18 protein-coding genes are annotated in these 14,940 nt (G+C 43.8%); 13 read left to right on the top strand and 5 right to left on the bottom strand.

The genetic code is table 11. The features are described from left to right. From K3G25_RS15565 to tsaD, 6 genes are all read left to right on the top strand, one after another. Positions 1–182, top strand: a 182-nt coding sequence (locus K3G25_RS15565) for a hypothetical protein (RefSeq protein ID WP_053285266.1), incomplete at its 5' end; no start/stop codon positions are given. 60 nt (positions 183–242) lie between these two features. Next, the gene (gene thiL / locus K3G25_RS15570) at positions 243–1,220 is read left to right on the top strand and encodes a thiamine-phosphate kinase (RefSeq protein ID WP_061861911.1); all 978 of its coding nucleotides are present in this window, start codon (positions 243–245) and stop codon (positions 1,218–1,220) included. A gap of 15 nt (positions 1,221–1,235) precedes the next feature. Next, the gene (gene tsaE, locus K3G25_RS15575; protein ID WP_014417064.1) at positions 1,236–1,712 is read left to right on the top strand and encodes a tRNA (adenosine(37)-N6)-threonylcarbamoyltransferase complex ATPase subunit type 1 TsaE; all 477 of its coding nucleotides are present in this window, start codon (positions 1,236–1,238) and stop codon (positions 1,710–1,712) included. Continuing rightward, positions 1,693–2,382, top strand: a complete 690-nt coding sequence (gene tsaB / locus K3G25_RS15580; protein ID WP_007408854.1) for a tRNA (adenosine(37)-N6)-threonylcarbamoyltransferase complex dimerization subunit type 1 TsaB — start codon at positions 1,693–1,695, stop codon at positions 2,380–2,382. The genes tsaE and tsaB overlap by 20 nt, the downstream gene beginning before the upstream one ends. 10 nt (positions 2,383–2,392) lie before the next feature. Beyond that, on the top strand, positions 2,393–2,848 hold the full coding sequence (rimI, locus tag K3G25_RS15585) for a ribosomal protein S18-alanine N-acetyltransferase (protein ID WP_232489389.1): 456 nt from the start codon (positions 2,393–2,395) through the stop codon (positions 2,846–2,848). Beyond that, positions 2,841–3,881: a tRNA (adenosine(37)-N6)-threonylcarbamoyltransferase complex transferase subunit TsaD gene (gene tsaD / locus K3G25_RS15590; protein ID WP_020955419.1), complete on the top strand. Its 1,041-nt coding sequence runs from the start codon at positions 2,841–2,843 to the stop codon at positions 3,879–3,881. The genes rimI and tsaD overlap by 8 nt, the downstream gene beginning before the upstream one ends. Before the next feature lie 224 nt (positions 3,882–4,105). On the opposite strand, the gene K3G25_RS15595 is transcribed toward tsaD, so the two are convergent. Continuing rightward, the gene (locus K3G25_RS15595; protein ID WP_232489390.1) at positions 4,106–6,034 is read right to left on the bottom strand and encodes an ABC-F family ATP-binding cassette domain-containing protein; all 1,929 of its coding nucleotides are present in this window, start codon (positions 6,032–6,034) and stop codon (positions 4,106–4,108) included. 139 nt (positions 6,035–6,173) lie between these two features. Between K3G25_RS15595 and moaC the strand changes: the two genes are divergently transcribed. The 4 genes from moaC to tatC are packed head-to-tail and all read left to right on the top strand — an operon-like array spanning position 6,174 to position 8,284. Continuing rightward, positions 6,174–6,686, top strand: a complete 513-nt coding sequence (gene moaC, locus K3G25_RS15600) for a cyclic pyranopterin monophosphate synthase MoaC (RefSeq protein ID WP_003155986.1) — start codon at positions 6,174–6,176, stop codon at positions 6,684–6,686. Continuing rightward, positions 6,683–7,330, top strand: a complete 648-nt coding sequence (locus tag K3G25_RS15605) for a redox-sensing transcriptional repressor Rex (RefSeq protein ID WP_003155984.1) — start codon at positions 6,683–6,685, stop codon at positions 7,328–7,330. The genes moaC and K3G25_RS15605 overlap by 4 nt, the downstream gene beginning before the upstream one ends. Before the next feature lie 18 nt (positions 7,331–7,348). After that, positions 7,349–7,519 carry a twin-arginine translocase TatA/TatE family subunit gene (locus tag K3G25_RS15610; protein WP_003155981.1) on the top strand — a complete coding sequence of 57 codons (171 nt, stop codon included), beginning with the start codon at positions 7,349–7,351 and terminating at the stop codon, positions 7,517–7,519. A 6-nt stretch (positions 7,520–7,525) separates the two neighbouring features. Next, positions 7,526–8,284, top strand: a complete 759-nt coding sequence (tatC, locus tag K3G25_RS15615; RefSeq protein WP_007609791.1) for a twin-arginine translocase subunit TatC — start codon at positions 7,526–7,528, stop codon at positions 8,282–8,284. 38 nt (positions 8,285–8,322) lie between these two features. Here tatC and K3G25_RS15620 read toward each other — a convergent pair whose 3' ends face one another. Beyond that, positions 8,323–8,514 carry a YdiK family protein gene (locus tag K3G25_RS15620; RefSeq protein WP_003155975.1) on the bottom strand — a complete coding sequence of 64 codons (192 nt, stop codon included), beginning with the start codon at positions 8,512–8,514 and terminating at the stop codon, positions 8,323–8,325. Beyond that, positions 8,511–9,245, bottom strand: coding sequence for a CPBP family intramembrane glutamic endopeptidase (locus tag K3G25_RS15625; protein ID WP_003155972.1), 735 nt, complete (start codon positions 9,243–9,245; stop codon positions 8,511–8,513). The genes K3G25_RS15620 and K3G25_RS15625 overlap by 4 nt, the downstream gene beginning before the upstream one ends. Before the next feature lie 236 nt (positions 9,246–9,481). On the opposite strand from K3G25_RS15625, the gene groES reads away from it, so the two are divergent. Then, positions 9,482–9,766 carry a co-chaperone GroES gene (groES, locus tag K3G25_RS15630; RefSeq protein ID WP_003155970.1) on the top strand — a complete coding sequence of 95 codons (285 nt, stop codon included), beginning with the start codon at positions 9,482–9,484 and terminating at the stop codon, positions 9,764–9,766. A 41-nt stretch (positions 9,767–9,807) separates the two neighbouring features. Beyond that, positions 9,808–11,442, top strand: a complete 1,635-nt coding sequence (groL, locus tag K3G25_RS15635; RefSeq protein WP_003155941.1) for a chaperonin GroEL — start codon at positions 9,808–9,810, stop codon at positions 11,440–11,442. A 232-nt stretch (positions 11,443–11,674) separates the two neighbouring features. Here groL and cdiI read toward each other — a convergent pair whose 3' ends face one another. Continuing rightward, positions 11,675–12,034: a ribonuclease toxin immunity protein CdiI gene (gene cdiI, locus K3G25_RS15640; protein WP_020955422.1), complete on the bottom strand. Its 360-nt coding sequence runs from the start codon at positions 12,032–12,034 to the stop codon at positions 11,675–11,677. A 21-nt stretch (positions 12,035–12,055) separates the two neighbouring features. After that, complete coding sequence (locus tag K3G25_RS15645; RefSeq protein WP_167409193.1) at positions 12,056–13,948, bottom strand: T7SS effector LXG polymorphic toxin; 1,893 nt, start codon at positions 13,946–13,948, stop codon at positions 12,056–12,058. A gap of 417 nt (positions 13,949–14,365) precedes the next feature. Here K3G25_RS15645 and K3G25_RS15650 point away from each other — a divergent pair, with 417 nt between their 5' ends. After that, positions 14,366–14,935 (top strand): restriction endonuclease subunit S, encoded by a 570-nt coding sequence (locus tag K3G25_RS15650; protein ID WP_167409192.1) that lies wholly within the window; start codon positions 14,366–14,368, stop codon positions 14,933–14,935. Positions 14,936–14,940: the final 5 nt, after the last annotated feature.

Here is a 14,940-nt window from a genome sequence, read left to right on the forward strand (position 1 = left end):
GGTTAGAATGCCTGCCTGTCACGCAGGAGGTCGCGGGTTCGAGTCCCGTCCGGACCGCCATTTTTATTGTAAACGAAACGATCATGTTTTCGTTTTTTTTGTGTTTTCTTTTAAATGCTGGCAGCTTGGTATCTAACCAAGCTTTCTTTTATATCGTTAAAGTCTTGGATATTGAAACATAATCCGATACACTAGAAAGAGCTGTATTTCACAAGAGCGTCAGAAAGGGAGACGGGAGATATATGGATGAGTTTGATTTGATTCACAGTATTACGCCGCATTCGCATTATCATCCTTCCGTCGATGTAGGGATCGGTGATGATGGTGCGGTTTATACAGCGTCACCCCATATGCAGCAAATTGTCTGCCTTGATACAATGGTGGAGAATGTCCATTTTAAATTAGAGTATTCCTCTCCTCATGATATCGGTTATAAGGCGCTTGCTGTTAACATTAGTGACGTGGCGGCGATGGGAGGCATTCCGAAGTTTTATTTGGTGTCTCTAGCGGTTCCTTCTTGCTGGCAGAAAGCTGACGTCCAGGCAATGTATGAAGGAATGGCGGAACTGGCGAAACTATATCAAATGGATTTGATCGGGGGAGATACCGTCTCCGCTTCCGGTCAAGCCGTAATTACCGTTACTGTCATCGGAGAAGTTGAGAAGGATCGCGCTTGTCTGCGAAGCTCGGCAAGACCCGGGGATGTTGTGTTTGTTACGGGGGATATCGGCTCGTCCGCAGCAGGACTGTCTCTTTTATTGGGAGAAACACTCCCTTCTGCTTTTCATACGAGTGATTATTTTATCCGAAAACATAAACGGCCCATTCCGAGAGTTCAGGTCGGCCGCTTCTGCTCTCAGCTTCAGCGCGCGGCTTTGAATGATATCAGTGACGGATTGGCCAGTGAGCTGCATGAAATAGCTGCGGCAAGTTCAGTTACGATAGAAATTGAAGAACAACTTCTGCCGGTGCATCCGGATTTGCCTGAGGCAGATTCTGAGTGGAAGAAATGGGTGTTATTCGGCGGTGAAGATTTTGAATTGGTTGGAACGGTTTCTCAGCAAGAGTGGATTTCTTTGCTTGATTACTGCACTCAATCAGGCATTCCGATTGCGAAGATAGGAGCGGTGTCTGAACGGAAGGAAGCATGTGTTCTTTTGACAGCCAATGATCACAGACAAATCGTCCTTGAGAAAAAAGGATACAATCATTTTAAATAAGACGGGTGACTCACTTTGAAGACATTACAATGGAGAACGAAAAACCCCGAAGAAACGAAAGCCGTAGCCAAGCTTGCCGCTTCTTTGGCAAAGCCGGGAGACATTTTGACACTGGAAGGTGACTTAGGCGCGGGAAAAACGACTTTTACAAAGGGTTTTGCCGAAGGACTGGGAATCACGAGAGTGGTAAACAGCCCGACTTTTACAATTATAAAAGAATACCATGACGGTTCGCTTCCTCTATATCATATGGATGTGTATCGTATGGAGGATGAAAGCGAAGACTTAGGGCTTGAAGAATATTTTGAGGGACAAGGCGTCTGTTTAATTGAATGGGCTCATTTAATTCAGGATCAGCTGCCTGCTGAACGGCTGCAGATCGTCATCAAGAGAGCCGGTGATGAGGCAAGGGACATTACCTTTACGGCTTGCGGAACACGGTATGAAACGCTTTGTGAGGAGATAAATAAACATGACAATACTGGCAATTGATACGTCAAATTACACGCTGGGTGCCGCGCTCGTTCGTGACAAAACGGTGATGGCGGAGTATATTACATATTTAAAAAAGAATCATTCCGTGCGGGCCATGCCTGCTGTCAATTCATTGCTGAAGGATTGCGGCCTAACACCGCAGGATCTTACAAAAATAGCGGTGGCGAAAGGACCGGGATCGTATACAGGTGTCAGAATCGGTGTGACGCTGGCAAAAACATTAGCATGGTCGCTGAAGCTTCCGGTTTCCGCTGTCTCGAGTCTGGAGGTGCTGGCGGCTAACGGACGGCACTTTCAAGGACTGATCTGCCCGTTATTTGATGCCCGGCGCGGACAGGTATATACGGGACTTTATGAATATCAGGACGGCCGATTACAATCCGTTCTTCCTGATCAGAATGTCCTTTTGACTGATTGGCTCGGAATGCTGAAAGAAAAAGCGTCTCCGGTTTTATTTTTAGGGCACGATACAGCCATTCATGAAGAAACCATTCTGCATGAGCTGACATCACAAGCAGTGATAGGAACGGCTGCACAGCATAATCCGCGGCCGTCAGAGCTGGCGTTTTTAGGCTTGGAAAAAGAAGAAGCGGATGTCCACAGCCTTGTTCCGGATTATTTGCGTCTGGCAGAGGCTGAAGCGAAATGGATGGAATCTCAAAAATAGGGTGATAGGGATGAAAACGAAAACGGCGATTCGAAGCATGCGGCCGGAAGATATTGATCAAATTTATGAAATTGAAACAGCATCCTTTACTTCTCCGTGGACGAAGGATTCATTTTATCATGAGCTTTTGGAAAATCCGTATGCCCACTACCTTGTCATTGAAAAGGACGGCTGTCTGGCGGGGTATTGCGGAATCTGGATTATTATAGATGACGCGCAGATTACGAACATAGCCATTAAGCCGGAATATCGGGGCCAATTATTGGGAGAAGCGCTGTTTCGCTCTGCGATAGAATTGTGCAGAGAAAAAAAGGCAAGAAGGCTCTCTCTCGAAGTCAGGGTCTCAAATCATCCCGCCCAATCCTTATATAAAAAATTCGGTCTTCAGGCCGGTGGAATCAGAAAACAATACTATACAGATAACGGGGAAGATGCGTTATTAATGTGGGTGACATTACATGAGTGAAAAACAAGATATTTATGTATTAGGAATCGAAACAAGCTGTGATGAAACAGCGGCCTCAGTCGTAAAAAACGGGAATGAAATTATTTCAAACGTTGTCGCTTCTCAAATAGAAAGCCATAAACGTTTCGGCGGGGTCGTGCCTGAAATAGCGTCCAGACATCATGTGGAGCAGATTACCCTTGTGATTGAGGAAGCTCTTTCAAAAGCGGAGATGGGCTTTGATGATCTTGATGCGATTGCCGTAACGGAAGGACCCGGACTTGTCGGAGCTCTGTTAATCGGAGTCAATGCGGCAAAGGCGTTAAGCTTTGCCCATCAAATACCGCTAGTCGGTGTCCATCACATCGCGGGTCATATTTATGCAAACAGGCTGATAGGAGAGCTTCAGTTCCCGGCGCTTGCTTTGGTTGTGTCAGGCGGACATACGGAATTGGTTTATATGAAAGAGCACGGTTCATTCGAGGTTATCGGTGAAACGCTGGATGATGCCGCAGGCGAAGCTTACGACAAAGTGGCAAGAACGATGGGGCTTCCTTATCCGGGAGGGCCGCAGATTGATAAGCTGGCTGCTGTGGGAACGGATTCCATTCCGCTTCCGCGTGCATGGCTGGAAGAAGGGTCTTACAATTTCAGCTTCAGCGGCCTAAAGTCAGCCGTGATTAACACGCTTCATAACGCCTCGCAAAAAAATGAGGTGATTCCTCCGGAGGATCTTGCCGCAAGCTTTCAGCAGAGTGTCATTGATGTACTGACGGCAAAAACCTCAAAGGCCGCGAAAGAATACGGGGTTAAACAAGTGCTGCTGGCAGGGGGCGTAGCCGCTAACAAAGGGCTGAGAGCCGCACTGCAGCAGGAATTCAGTCATTCGGGAGATCCCGAGCTTGTCATCCCGCCGCTTTCTTTATGCACGGACAATGCAGCGATGATTGCGGCTGCCGGAACCGTTGCTTTTGAAAAGGGGATCCGGGGTTCATATGATATGAACGGACAGCCCGGTTTGGAATTAACATCCTTTGATCGTCTCACGTTGTAAAACGTGAGGCTTCTTTTTTACTTATTAACAGATAATTCTAACATATCCACAAGATTGTGAGTATATCCAGAAATCCAGGCTGGATAAGGGGCTGTAAGTTGTTAGTAAAGTGGATAAAGTCAGAAAATTTTGTGGATAGTGTGTATAAAACGCTTACTTACATGGCTGACAAGGAGGATAGCTGTGGATAAAAAAGCACCCCTTAAAGAGGTGCTTGACGTTTTCTATTCTTCTGAGGAGAGTTCCTCCCATTCTGCTAATAAGTTTTCGAGCTCTTGATTCAGAGCTTCATTCTCCGCGTGAATGGTCTGTACCTTTTCATGATCCTGATACACGTCAGGATCGCACAGCAGCTCCTCATTGGCGCTGATTTTCTCTTCGGCGGATGAGACGGCTGCTTCGATTTCTTCAATGCGTCTCAGGCGCTGCCGTTCTTTCTTCTTCCATTCTTTTTCTTCCTCGTATGTTCTTTTCGTATCCTGTTTGACCTTGCCGGCAGGCTGAGCCTGCTCCTTTTCCTGCCGTTTCATTTCTTCCAGTTCCAGCTGCTGTGCTTTTTTCTCGGTGTAATAGTCATAGTCTCCCAAATATTCTTCTGCATGATCAGGTGACAGCTCCAGCACTCTTGTGGCGATTCTGTTAATAAAGTAACGGTCATGCGATACAAATAATAGTGTTCCCGGGTAGTCGATCAGGGCGTTTTCCAGCACCTCTTTACTGTCCAGGTCAAGGTGGTTTGTCGGTTCATCAAGGATGAGAAAGTTTGCTTTTTGAAGCATCAGCTTGGCAAGCGCGACTCTTGCTTTCTCCCCGCCGCTTAACGAACGGACCGGTTTCAGGACATCGTCTCCGCTGAACAGAAAGTTGCCGAGGCATGTCCTGATCTCTTTTTCCGGCATGTCCGGATATTCATCCCACAGCTCGTCCAGCACGCGTTTGGACGAGGTCAGTTCAGCCTGCTCCTGATCATAATAGCCGATTGTGACGTTGGAACCGTACGTGATCGACCCGGATTCCGGACTGATTGTATTCATAATGGTTTTCAGCAAGGTTGATTTGCCGATTCCGTTCGGTCCGACGAGGGCGGCGCTTTCGCCTCTTGTCATGCCGAAGGTCAGGTTTTTCAAGAGCGGAGGCTGGCCGTCATAGCTGATGGAAACATCCTGTACGCGCAGGACGTCGTTTCCGCTCTGTTTTGTAATGTCAAAACGGAAGGCGGCTGATTTTTCATCACCGAGCGGCTTTGCCATGACGTCCATCCGTTCAAGCTGTTTTCGTCTGCTTTGGGCTCTTTTCGTTGTAGAAGCTCTGGCCAGATTGCGGTCGACAAAATCTTGAAGCTTGGCGATTTCGTCCTGCTGTTTTTCATACAGCTTCAGGTCTTTCTCATACTGCTCAGCTTTTTGTTCTAAATAGGCGCTGTAGTTGCCGAGGTATTTTTTGCTTTCTGTCCGTGAGACCTCGTACACTTGGCTGACGACTTTATCAAGAAAGTATCTGTCGTGGGAAACGATCAGAATGGCGCCTGAATATCCCTGTAAATAATGCTCAAGCCATGTAAGCGTATCGATGTCGAGATGGTTCGTCGGTTCATCCAGAATAAGCAGATCAGGCTGGGTCAGCAGCAGCTTTCCGAGCGCAAGTCTTGTTTTCTGACCGCCGCTCAGGCTTTGCACTTTCACGGAATCGTCAAATTTTCCGAAGCCGAGGCCGTGAAGGATAGAGCGGACGTCCGCTTCATATTGATAGCCGCCTTTATCCTTGAAATCCTGCTGAAGCCTGTCATAGGTTTTCATCAGCGTCTCAAGCTCCGCCGGGGCGGCCGTGGCCATCTTTTCTTCAATAGAGCGCATTTCTTTTTCCATTGCTTTCAGGAAATCAAAAACGCTCAGCAGTTCTTCTTTTATGGTAAGCTTGGATTCCAAGCCTGTGTGCTGGGCAAGATACCCCATCGTTAATTCTTTCGGTTTGATTAATTCACCCTTTTCATATGAAAGGTGACCTGCGATAATTTTAAGGAGAGTTGATTTGCCGGCTCCGTTTCTGCCTACTATGGCGATGCGATCCCGAGATCTGACTTCAAGCTTTATATTGTTTAAAATAGGATCAGCGCCAAAAGATTTGGATAGCTGATTAATTTGTAAGATCATCATATTATTTCACCTCTGTTATAATAAGTTAAGTGTAGCTTATCAACCTGCTGTCAGCAAACAATACATCAGAATTGGAACATTATAGGATAAGACATCAGGGAGAAAATAGTGTATGATCAGAAGTAAGGAGAGTTTAAATATGAATGGATTTTCTCATTTTAATGAAGAAGGCCGTGCCCGCATGGTGGATATAAGCGATAAATCTTCAACAGTCCGTACTGCCGCTGCGATATCCAGCGTACACATGAAGCATGACGTGTACAGCAGAATCAAAAACCGCGAGATCGGAAAAGGAGACGTGCTGGCTGTCGCACAGGTGGCAGGAATTATGGCCGCAAAGCAGACGTCAGCGATTATCCCGATGTGCCACCCGCTTTCTTTAAGCAGCGTCGACATTTCATTCGGCTGGGAGGAAAAGGATTCAGAAGCCGTTCTTCATATACAGGCAAGCGTAAAAACGAAAGGGAGTACAGGTGTGGAAATGGAAGCGCTAACTTCCGCTTCAGTCTGCGCTTTGACCGTTTATGATATGTGCAAGGCGCTGGATAAAGGAATGGTCATCGGCCCGACCTGCCTCATGGAAAAAACAGGAGGCAAAAACGGTGATTTTAAAAGAGATGCATCTGAGTATAAAGTGGAGGACCAATCATGAACAAGGATCAATCAAAAATTCCACAGGCGACGGCAAAACGGCTGCCGCTTTATTATCGCTTTTTAAAGAATTTACACGCGTCAGGAAAGCAGCGTGTTTCATCAGCTGAACTGAGCGACGCGGTAAAAGTCGATTCGGCCACGATCCGCCGGGATTTTTCCTATTTCGGGGCGCTCGGCAAAAAGGGATACGGCTATAATGTGGATTACCTGCTGTCATTTTTCAGAAAAACACTGGATCAGGATGAAACGACGAACGTCATTTTGATCGGTGTCGGGAATTTAGGGACGGCGTTTCTTCACTATAATTTCACAAAAAATAATAACACAAAAATATCTATGGCTTTTGATGTGAATCAGAGTAAAATAGGAACTGAGGTAGGCGGTGTGCCTGTCTTTGATCTTAATGATTTAGAGCTTCACATTAAGGATGAACCCGTGGCGATTCTTACCGTTCCGGCGGTTGCCGCCCAGTCAATCACCGACCGGCTCGTGTCGCTCGGAATCAAGGGAATCCTTAACTTTACGCCGGCCCGTTTGAATGTGCCGGATCACATTCGAATTCATCATATAGATTTAGCTGTAGAGCTTCAATCATTGGTTTATTTCTTAAAGCATTATTCTGTTTTGGAAGAAATTGAATAGCGAAAGGAGGAGCTGCACATGATCGGTCCTGGAAGCCTTGCGGTTATCGGTGTGGTGGCGGTGATTATTTTCGGTCCGAAGAAGCTTCCCGAATTAGGAAAAGCGGCGGGAGACACGCTTCGTGAATTTAAGAACGCTACTAAGGGATTAGCCGGTGAAGAAGAGGAAAAAAAGAAAGAAGAACAGTAAGATAGGATGACGCGTATGAGAGTGAATCAAATGACGCTTGTGGAGCATATTGCCGAACTTCGGAAACGATTGCTGATTGTGGCGTTATCCTTTACGGTTTTCTTTATTGCCGGCTTTTTTCTGGCAAAACCTATCATTGTGTATCTTCAAAAAGCCGATGAAGTAAAAGAGCTCACCCTTAATGCTTTTAACCTGACGGATCCGCTGTTTATCTTTTTGCAGTTCGCGTTTATCATCGGCATCATTTTGACTTCGCCGATTATTCTCTATCAGATTTGGGCGTTTGTCAGCCCGGGTCTGTATGAGAAGGAGCGCAAAGTAACACTCAGCTATATTCCGATTTCGATCGTGCTGTTTGTCGGCGGTGTGTCGTTTTCTTATTATATTTTATTTCCGCTGGTCGTTGATTTTATGAAGCGGGTTTCGAATGACCTGGATGTCAACCAGGTGATCGGGATTACCGAGTACTTTCATTTTCTGCTGCAGCTGACGATTCCGTTCGGACTGCTGTTTCAGATGCCGGTGCTGATCATGTTTTTAACGAGACTCGGTGTTATCACGCCGAGGTTTTTATCGAAGATCAGGAAGTATGCGTATTTTGTGCTGCTTGTGATCGCCGCGATGATTGCGCCGCCTGAACTGCTGTCTCACTTGATGATTACCATTCCGCTTTGCATTTTATACGAGATCAGCATTCTGATCTCAAAAGCGGCGTACCGGAAAAGGCAGACCGGCAGTGAATCTGATCAGGACGTATCAGCATAAAAAAAGCCATTTCTCCATGATGAGAAATGGCTTTTCTTTTATTTTTGATTTTTTTTCACTTTAAATGAGAAAGCGAACATTTTAAACGAGATGCTGATATTATAAGCGGCGAAAACCATCAGCAGTATGGAATAAAAAGACCACATGCTTCCCGGAGAGCTTGCGGCCAAATACGTAAAGATACAGCCGACTGCGAAATAAATCAAGCCCCAAGTCATTGGGTTCCTCATACAAACAATCCTCCAATAATTAATTGCATTTGCTCACTATGCTGTTCAATATATTTTTGGGCGGGGCCGAGCTGCATGACCACGACAATGGTATTCATCATGACATGGGCGAATATCGGCACAATAATCCGTTTCGTCTGCACATACAAGAACGCAAAGGTAAAGCCCATGGCCGTATACAGCAGCAGGTGCGTGAGGTCTTGATGCACAATGCCGAAAATGACGGAACTGATCAGTCCGGCGATAAAGAAATTCGTTTTTTCATATAATACACCGAAGATGATCTTCCGGAAAATGATTTCTTCAAGAATCGGCCCGACGATAGAAGAAACGATAATCATGAGCGGCATGGCTTTAATAATGTTGAGAATGGCTTTCGTGTTTTCGGAACCGCTGCCCACATGAAAGACATACTGCTCAATCATCCCGGCGATTCCCTGAGAAAATAAAGCGAGCCATATTCCCGCGACCGCCCAGAGAACGGACATGCCGGCGGATGCTTTCTTCCCGTTTCTTAATGTCTGCTTCGGCGCGGTTCTCAAAATCAAGAGAACGATAATCAGGCAGATAAAAAAGCTTACGACGGAATAAATCCCCTGAGCCATGGTGAGATTCGCATTCGTAGGGTGCCCGCCCGCATAGCCGAATTTGTACATTAAAGGAATGCCGATCAATGCGGAAAGCTGCATGATAACATATGTCAAAATGATATACCAATACTGTTTTCTCAAATGATATGTACTCCTTTATCCTATAAAATCAACTTATTTGTTCTTATTGTAACACAAGTGAACTTGACGTGAAAAAAGGAGAAAATCAGTGCGAGAGAGAATCATGTAAGCGTGAAAATTTTTTATTCTTATGACTTGAAATTGGAAGTGAGATTCTTTATTATAATAACTGTGTTAGCACTCTTTAGAGCTGAGTGCTAAAATTACATATTCATACTATTGAGGAGGTTATTACATTGTTAAAGCCATTAGGTGATCGCGTTGTCATTGAACTCGTAGAATCTGAAGAAAAAACTGCCAGCGGAATCGTATTACCGGATTCTGCAAAAGAAAAGCCGCAAGAAGGCAAAATCGTGGCAGCCGGTTCAGGTCGCGTGTTGGAAAGCGGAGAGCGCGTTGCTTTAGAAGTAAAAGAGGGCGACCGCATTATCTTCTCAAAATACGCCGGTACTGAAGTGAAATACGAAGGTACTGAATACTTAATCTTACGTGAAAGCGACATTTTAGCTGTTATCGGCTAAGCAAATAAATATTTTTAAAAATTCGAGGAGGTTTCGTTAACATGGCAAAAGATATTAAGTTTAGTGAAGAAGCACGCCGCGCTATGCTTCGCGGTGTCGATGCGCTTGCTGACGCTGTAAAAGTAACTTTAGGGCCAAAAGGACGCAACGTGGTTCTGGAGAAAAAATTCGGTTCTCCGTTAATTACAAATGACGGTGTGACAATCGCAAAAGAAATTGAACTTGAAGATGCGTTTGAAAACATGGGTGCGAAGCTTGTAGCTGAAGTAGCCAGCAAAACAAACGACGTTGCCGGTGACGGTACGACGACTGCGACTGTACTTGCGCAGGCTATGATCCGCGAAGGCCTTAAAAACGTAACTGCGGGGGCTAACCCTGTCGGCGTGCGTAAAGGTATGGAACAAGCCGTGACTGTAGCAATCGAAAACTTAAAAGAAATTTCTAAGCCGATCGAAGGCAAAGAGTCTATCGCTCAGGTTGCTGCGATCTCTGCTGCTGATGAGGAAGTCGGAAGCCTTATCGCTGAAGCAATGGAGCGCGTAGGAAACGACGGCGTCATCACAATCGAAGAGTCTAAAGGTTTCACAACTGAGCTTGAAGTTGTGGAAGGTATGCAATTCGACCGCGGATATGCGTCTCCTTACATGGTGACTGACTCTGATAAGATGGAAGCGGTTCTTGACAATCCTTACATCTTAATCACAGACAAAAAAATCACAAACATTCAAGAAATCCTTCCTGTGCTTGAGCAAGTTGTACAGCAAGGCAAACCATTGCTTCTGATCGCTGAAGATGTTGAAGGGGAAGCTCTTGCTACACTCGTTGTCAACAAACTTCGCGGCACATTCAACGCTGTTGCCGTTAAAGCTCCTGGCTTCGGTGACCGCCGTAAAGCAATGCTTGAAGACATCTCTGTTCTTACAGGCGGAGAAGTAATCACAGAAGACTTAGGCCTTGACCTGAAATCTACTGAAATCGGACAATTGGGACGCGCTTCTAAAGTTGTGGTAACGAAAGAAAACACAACAATCGTAGAAGGCGCAGGCGACACTGAAAAAATCGCTGCACGTGTCAACCAAATCCGCGCTCAAGTGGAAGAAACAACTTCTGAATTCGACAGAGAAAAATTACAAGAGCGTCTTGCGAAACTTGCCGGCGGCGTAGCTGTCATCAAAGTCGGCGCTGCGACTGAAACTGAGCTGAAAGAGCGTAAACTTCGCATCGAAGACGCCCTCAACTCAACTCGCGCAGCTGTTGAAGAAGGTATCGTATCCGGCGGTGGTACAGCGCTTGTCAACGTATACAACAAAGTCGCTGCAGTTGAAGCTGAAGGCGATGCGCAAACAGGTATCAACATCGTGCTTCGCGCGCTTGAAGAACCGATCCGTCAAATCGCGCACAATGCAGGTCTTGAAGGATCTGTCATCGTTGAGCGCCTGAAAAACGAAAAAATCGGCGTAGGCTTCAACGCTGCAACCGGCGAATGGGTAAACATGATCGAAAAGGGTATCGTTGACCCTACAAAAGTGACACGTTCTGCTCTGCAAAACGCAGCTTCTGTAGCAGCAATGCTCTTAACAACTGAAGCTGTTGTCGCTGACAAACCGGAAGAAAACGCCGGCGGCGCAGGAATGCCTGACATGGGCGGCATGGGCGGTATGGGCGGCATGATGTAAACCGACAAAAAACCCTTGATTTACAAGGGTTTGTCGGCAACGGACGTCATTTTTAATGCCCTCTTGATGCCATTTAACTTTTCGAGGCTTCTCATGAGTTCACCGAACTTGTGAGAAGCTTCTTTTTTTCTGTCTTGCGGGCTTTCGATTAAATTATGTAATCGATTAAAGCTTCAAATTCAAAACAAAAAACATAGCATGTTCATCAATGAAATATTAACAGCCGCTTTTTCTATAGCTTAATATTATATTTGTCTATAATTTTTTGCATGTACTCTTCTACGTCTGGTTTATTTTCTGGGTGTCGTTCTAGATATTGATCAACAATTTTATTTAAATATTTATAGAAATTTTCGTAATCTAAAATTACTTCTTCATCTTCTTTGACTGCTGGGTAGTCGAAATAAAAAGCAATACCTTCATCTCCAAAGTAATCATCTTCCCACTCTTCGTAGTCATCAGCAAATACACACCAGACATTCTCTATACCATAACCTTCCCCGTTGGAGAATTTCTCTAAAATTCGTAAAAAACGTTCATCACCCATCACCTGAAAAAAGTAGTTAATTAAATCTTTACTTTTATTATCCATTTCATTTTCACTCCGAATTATTTAATCATTTAAAGTTGGGAAAAAATTTGTTATTTCTCCAGTTGCTTCATCAATATAACCTTCAAACTTGAGACCGTTTTTAGCGTATCCAGTTACTTTTCTCCCGACTACTTCTCCATTTCTCATTGCTTCTTCTCCCCACTGCAACATTTGTTCGTTTGAGATCTTCTCGGGATCATAAACTGTCTTTGGAGTACGAACTTTTTTTAGTTCTCCAGGTTTGATATTTCCCTCTCTATCTAATGCAGGTAATCCATATTCAATTTCATAGATACCATCAATTGTGGGGTGTTCCCTTTTTGAAATTATACAACTCTTTAAATCCCAACCTTTATCAATAAATGCCTTCTCAAAACTCTGTAGATTGTGACCGCCGACAATACCTTTATTTTTCTTTCTGACTATATCTTCTACCTCAACTAAATGGGTATCATATCCTTGCCTAAAAGTAACATTTATTTTGGAAAAAGCATTATTTTTTTCTTCTTCAATTATACTTTTTAACAATGGTGTGTTTTTAACATTGTGAGTATTCTCAATATCTTGTGCAATTCCTACAAGTGCAGGTTCATATCTGTTTTTAAAAAAGGGATTAAAAAAATTGTTGCCTTTTGTAATTCCTTTATTTACATGAGCAGCAGCTGTTCCGCTCTCAACCACTTTACCTACTTTAGAAAGCTTGGCAGTGGTTTGCACTGCGGCACCTGCACCTTTTGGACCAACGATATTACCGACCGCATAACTGATATAATGTGCTCTTGTGTATGCATCGCCATTTATCATTTTATCATTCCATGAATCGACGATGTTTTTCCAAATTATTTTAGGGTAGGAGGGGACACTTAAGACTGTTGTAATCGTTTTTGTAAGTTTTAGTTCAATAGGGAGTTGTGAAAATTCCCATGCGCCCACAACCAAGTCCTTGATGCCATATATCGTATCATCAATCGCATCGTTAAGCCCATCATTAACCCCATCGATGATATCCAATGCCGTTTTACCTGCGTTGATTACACTTTCACCGACAGCCTTCAGCTGTTTTGCTTGTTCAAGCTGTACCACATACTGAAGCTGTTCAGGGGTAAGACTCTCATACCCGACCTTCTTGGCAATTTCTAAGTAATCATCCGGGTCCGTCACTCCGTCAGCCAGTTTCTTCTTTAATTCTTTGATTTCTCGTTCTTTTGCTTCATCTTTCTTGATCTTCAGATAAGCTTTAGTCTGTTTCTCGATATCTCCTTTCTTCTTATGTATGTCACTTTCTCGATAAGCATTGGCATTGTAGTGAATGGGTGTAGCATTCTTGCCCTTGCCTGTAGATTCCTCAAGCTTTTGGAAGTCTTTCTTGATGAATTGCTCGATTGGCTCTGACTGGGCATATTCAGTAACAAGTGCTTCGTCCACGCTTCCTAATTTATCGACTGTTTTTTTACGTTTGTCCTCTGCATCTGCAAGTTCGTCTTTGAAGTCTTCTGTCGAGAACAAATCAAGCGGAAGAATATCATTGATATCAAGTAGGATATCTTTCATTGCTTTCTTCTGTTCAGACATAATGGATTTTGACTTGGTGTAGGCATTAGCCAGTTCGTGTTCCAGGAAGGATTCTTCTATGTATGCGCCAGACAAGCTGGCGTCCTCTAAAGCGCCTGAAATGCTTGTTAAAAAAGCAATCTTCATATCAATTAGATCAATCCAATTGTCAGCCACACCAGCGTGATCATGATAAAATGCTTTGATGTTGTCAGCGCCCTTTCCGGAAAACTCACTGTCCTCTAAATCAGCTACGGCTTTGAAGGCTTTTTTAAGATTGACCATCTGGCTTCTTAATTCTTTGTATTCTTTTGCACGTTTATCTGCTTCTGAAAGCAGTGTTTTGGCTTCAAATACTTTCATATTCATATCCTTTCATTTAAATAGATCAACAAGATTTTACCATGGGAAAATGAAGAAACAGACGAAATGTGATACAAAAGTGTGAAATGATCAATTTGATCTGTGTTATTTTACCTATATGAATCACTTTTTGGGAGACTGGCAATGTCGTTAGACGGTTCCAGTTGGATGTAAAGCTGACGGCTTTGATGAATCTAAGAAAAAGCGAAAATTGAAGAAGCGCTATTAATGAAAAGGATCCATCTTTTATTAGGATCTCAGAGTCGAGAAAATTTCTATACCCTGTTTGCTTACATTTGGTGGTGTAATTCTTAAAAAGTACATAAAAGATGTTGACGGAGTATTTTTGAAGTGATAAGATTCAATGGCAATGAAAATCAGTAATTTTAAAGAATTACTTTTTGAAGAGGGCGGGATATGCGACTTGAAGAGATTGTGACGGTTAAAATAGGGAGAAATCTTTCTAGAGGACACGAGAAAAATGATCCGACATTAGTTGCTTATACATATGAGGATTTAATAAATGATTTAGATGGCTCGTTTCTAGACTCACAAGTTAGTCTTGGTGCTGAACAATCAAATCATAGAGAAAGCTATTTGAGCAGTGCCGGGGATGTTGTTTTCAGCTTTGTCAGTTCCAAGGCTGGGATCGTGAGTAACTTACATCACGGAAAGGTGATAAACCAAAACTTTGCGAAACTCATGATTGAACACAATGATTTGGATAGTCGATATTTATGTTATGCATTAAATGAGTCGCACACAATGAAAAAGCAAATGGCGATTTCCATGCAAGGAAGTAATGTACCGAAATTGACTCCAGCGATATTAAAAGAATTGGAAATTAAGTTACCAAGTATTGAGAAACAAAAGACGATTGGAAATGCTTATTTCTGTTTGCGAAAGCGTCAAGCTTTGGCGAAGAAACAAGCGGTACTTGAAGAGCAACTTTATTTAGAAGCATTAAAGAGATTAGACCAACAATAGAAAAA

The sequence above is a fragment of the Bacillus sp. FCW2 genome, assembly GCF_021228595.1.
Lineage (GTDB): Bacteria > Bacillota > Bacilli > Bacillales > Bacillaceae > Bacillus > Bacillus velezensis.

What these genes read in the sequence shown, in the direction of transcription:
- moaC (WP_003155986.1), top strand. Translation starts at nt 6,174, where the DNA reads ATGAATGGATTTTCTCATTTTAATGAAGAAGGCCGTGCCCGCATGGTG.
- thiL (WP_061861911.1), top strand. Translation starts at nt 243, where the DNA reads ATGGATGAGTTTGATTTGATTCACAGTATTACGCCGCATTCGCATTAT.
- K3G25_RS15650 (WP_167409192.1), top strand. Translation starts at nt 14,366, where the DNA reads ATGCGACTTGAAGAGATTGTGACGGTTAAAATAGGGAGAAATCTTTCT.
- K3G25_RS15605 (WP_003155984.1), top strand. Translation starts at nt 6,683, where the DNA reads ATGAACAAGGATCAATCAAAAATTCCACAGGCGACGGCAAAACGGCTG.
- groL (WP_003155941.1), top strand. Translation starts at nt 9,808, where the DNA reads ATGGCAAAAGATATTAAGTTTAGTGAAGAAGCACGCCGCGCTATGCTT.
- rimI (WP_232489389.1), top strand. Translation starts at nt 2,393, where the DNA reads ATGAAAACGAAAACGGCGATTCGAAGCATGCGGCCGGAAGATATTGAT.
- tatC (WP_007609791.1), top strand. Translation starts at nt 7,526, where the DNA reads ATGACGCGTATGAGAGTGAATCAAATGACGCTTGTGGAGCATATTGCC.
- K3G25_RS15595 (WP_232489390.1), bottom strand. Translation starts at nt 6,034, where the DNA reads ATGATGATCTTACAAATTAATCAGCTATCCAAATCTTTTGGCGCTGAT.
- tsaB (WP_007408854.1), top strand. Translation starts at nt 1,693, where the DNA reads ATGACAATACTGGCAATTGATACGTCAAATTACACGCTGGGTGCCGCG.
- tsaD (WP_020955419.1), top strand. Translation starts at nt 2,841, where the DNA reads ATGAGTGAAAAACAAGATATTTATGTATTAGGAATCGAAACAAGCTGT.
- K3G25_RS15645 (WP_167409193.1), bottom strand. Translation starts at nt 13,948, where the DNA reads ATGAAAGTATTTGAAGCCAAAACACTGCTTTCAGAAGCAGATAAACGT.
- cdiI (WP_020955422.1), bottom strand. Translation starts at nt 12,034, where the DNA reads ATGGATAATAAAAGTAAAGATTTAATTAACTACTTTTTTCAGGTGATG.
- K3G25_RS15620 (WP_003155975.1), bottom strand. Translation starts at nt 8,514, where the DNA reads ATGAGGAACCCAATGACTTGGGGCTTGATTTATTTCGCAGTCGGCTGT.
- K3G25_RS15610 (WP_003155981.1), top strand. Translation starts at nt 7,349, where the DNA reads ATGATCGGTCCTGGAAGCCTTGCGGTTATCGGTGTGGTGGCGGTGATT.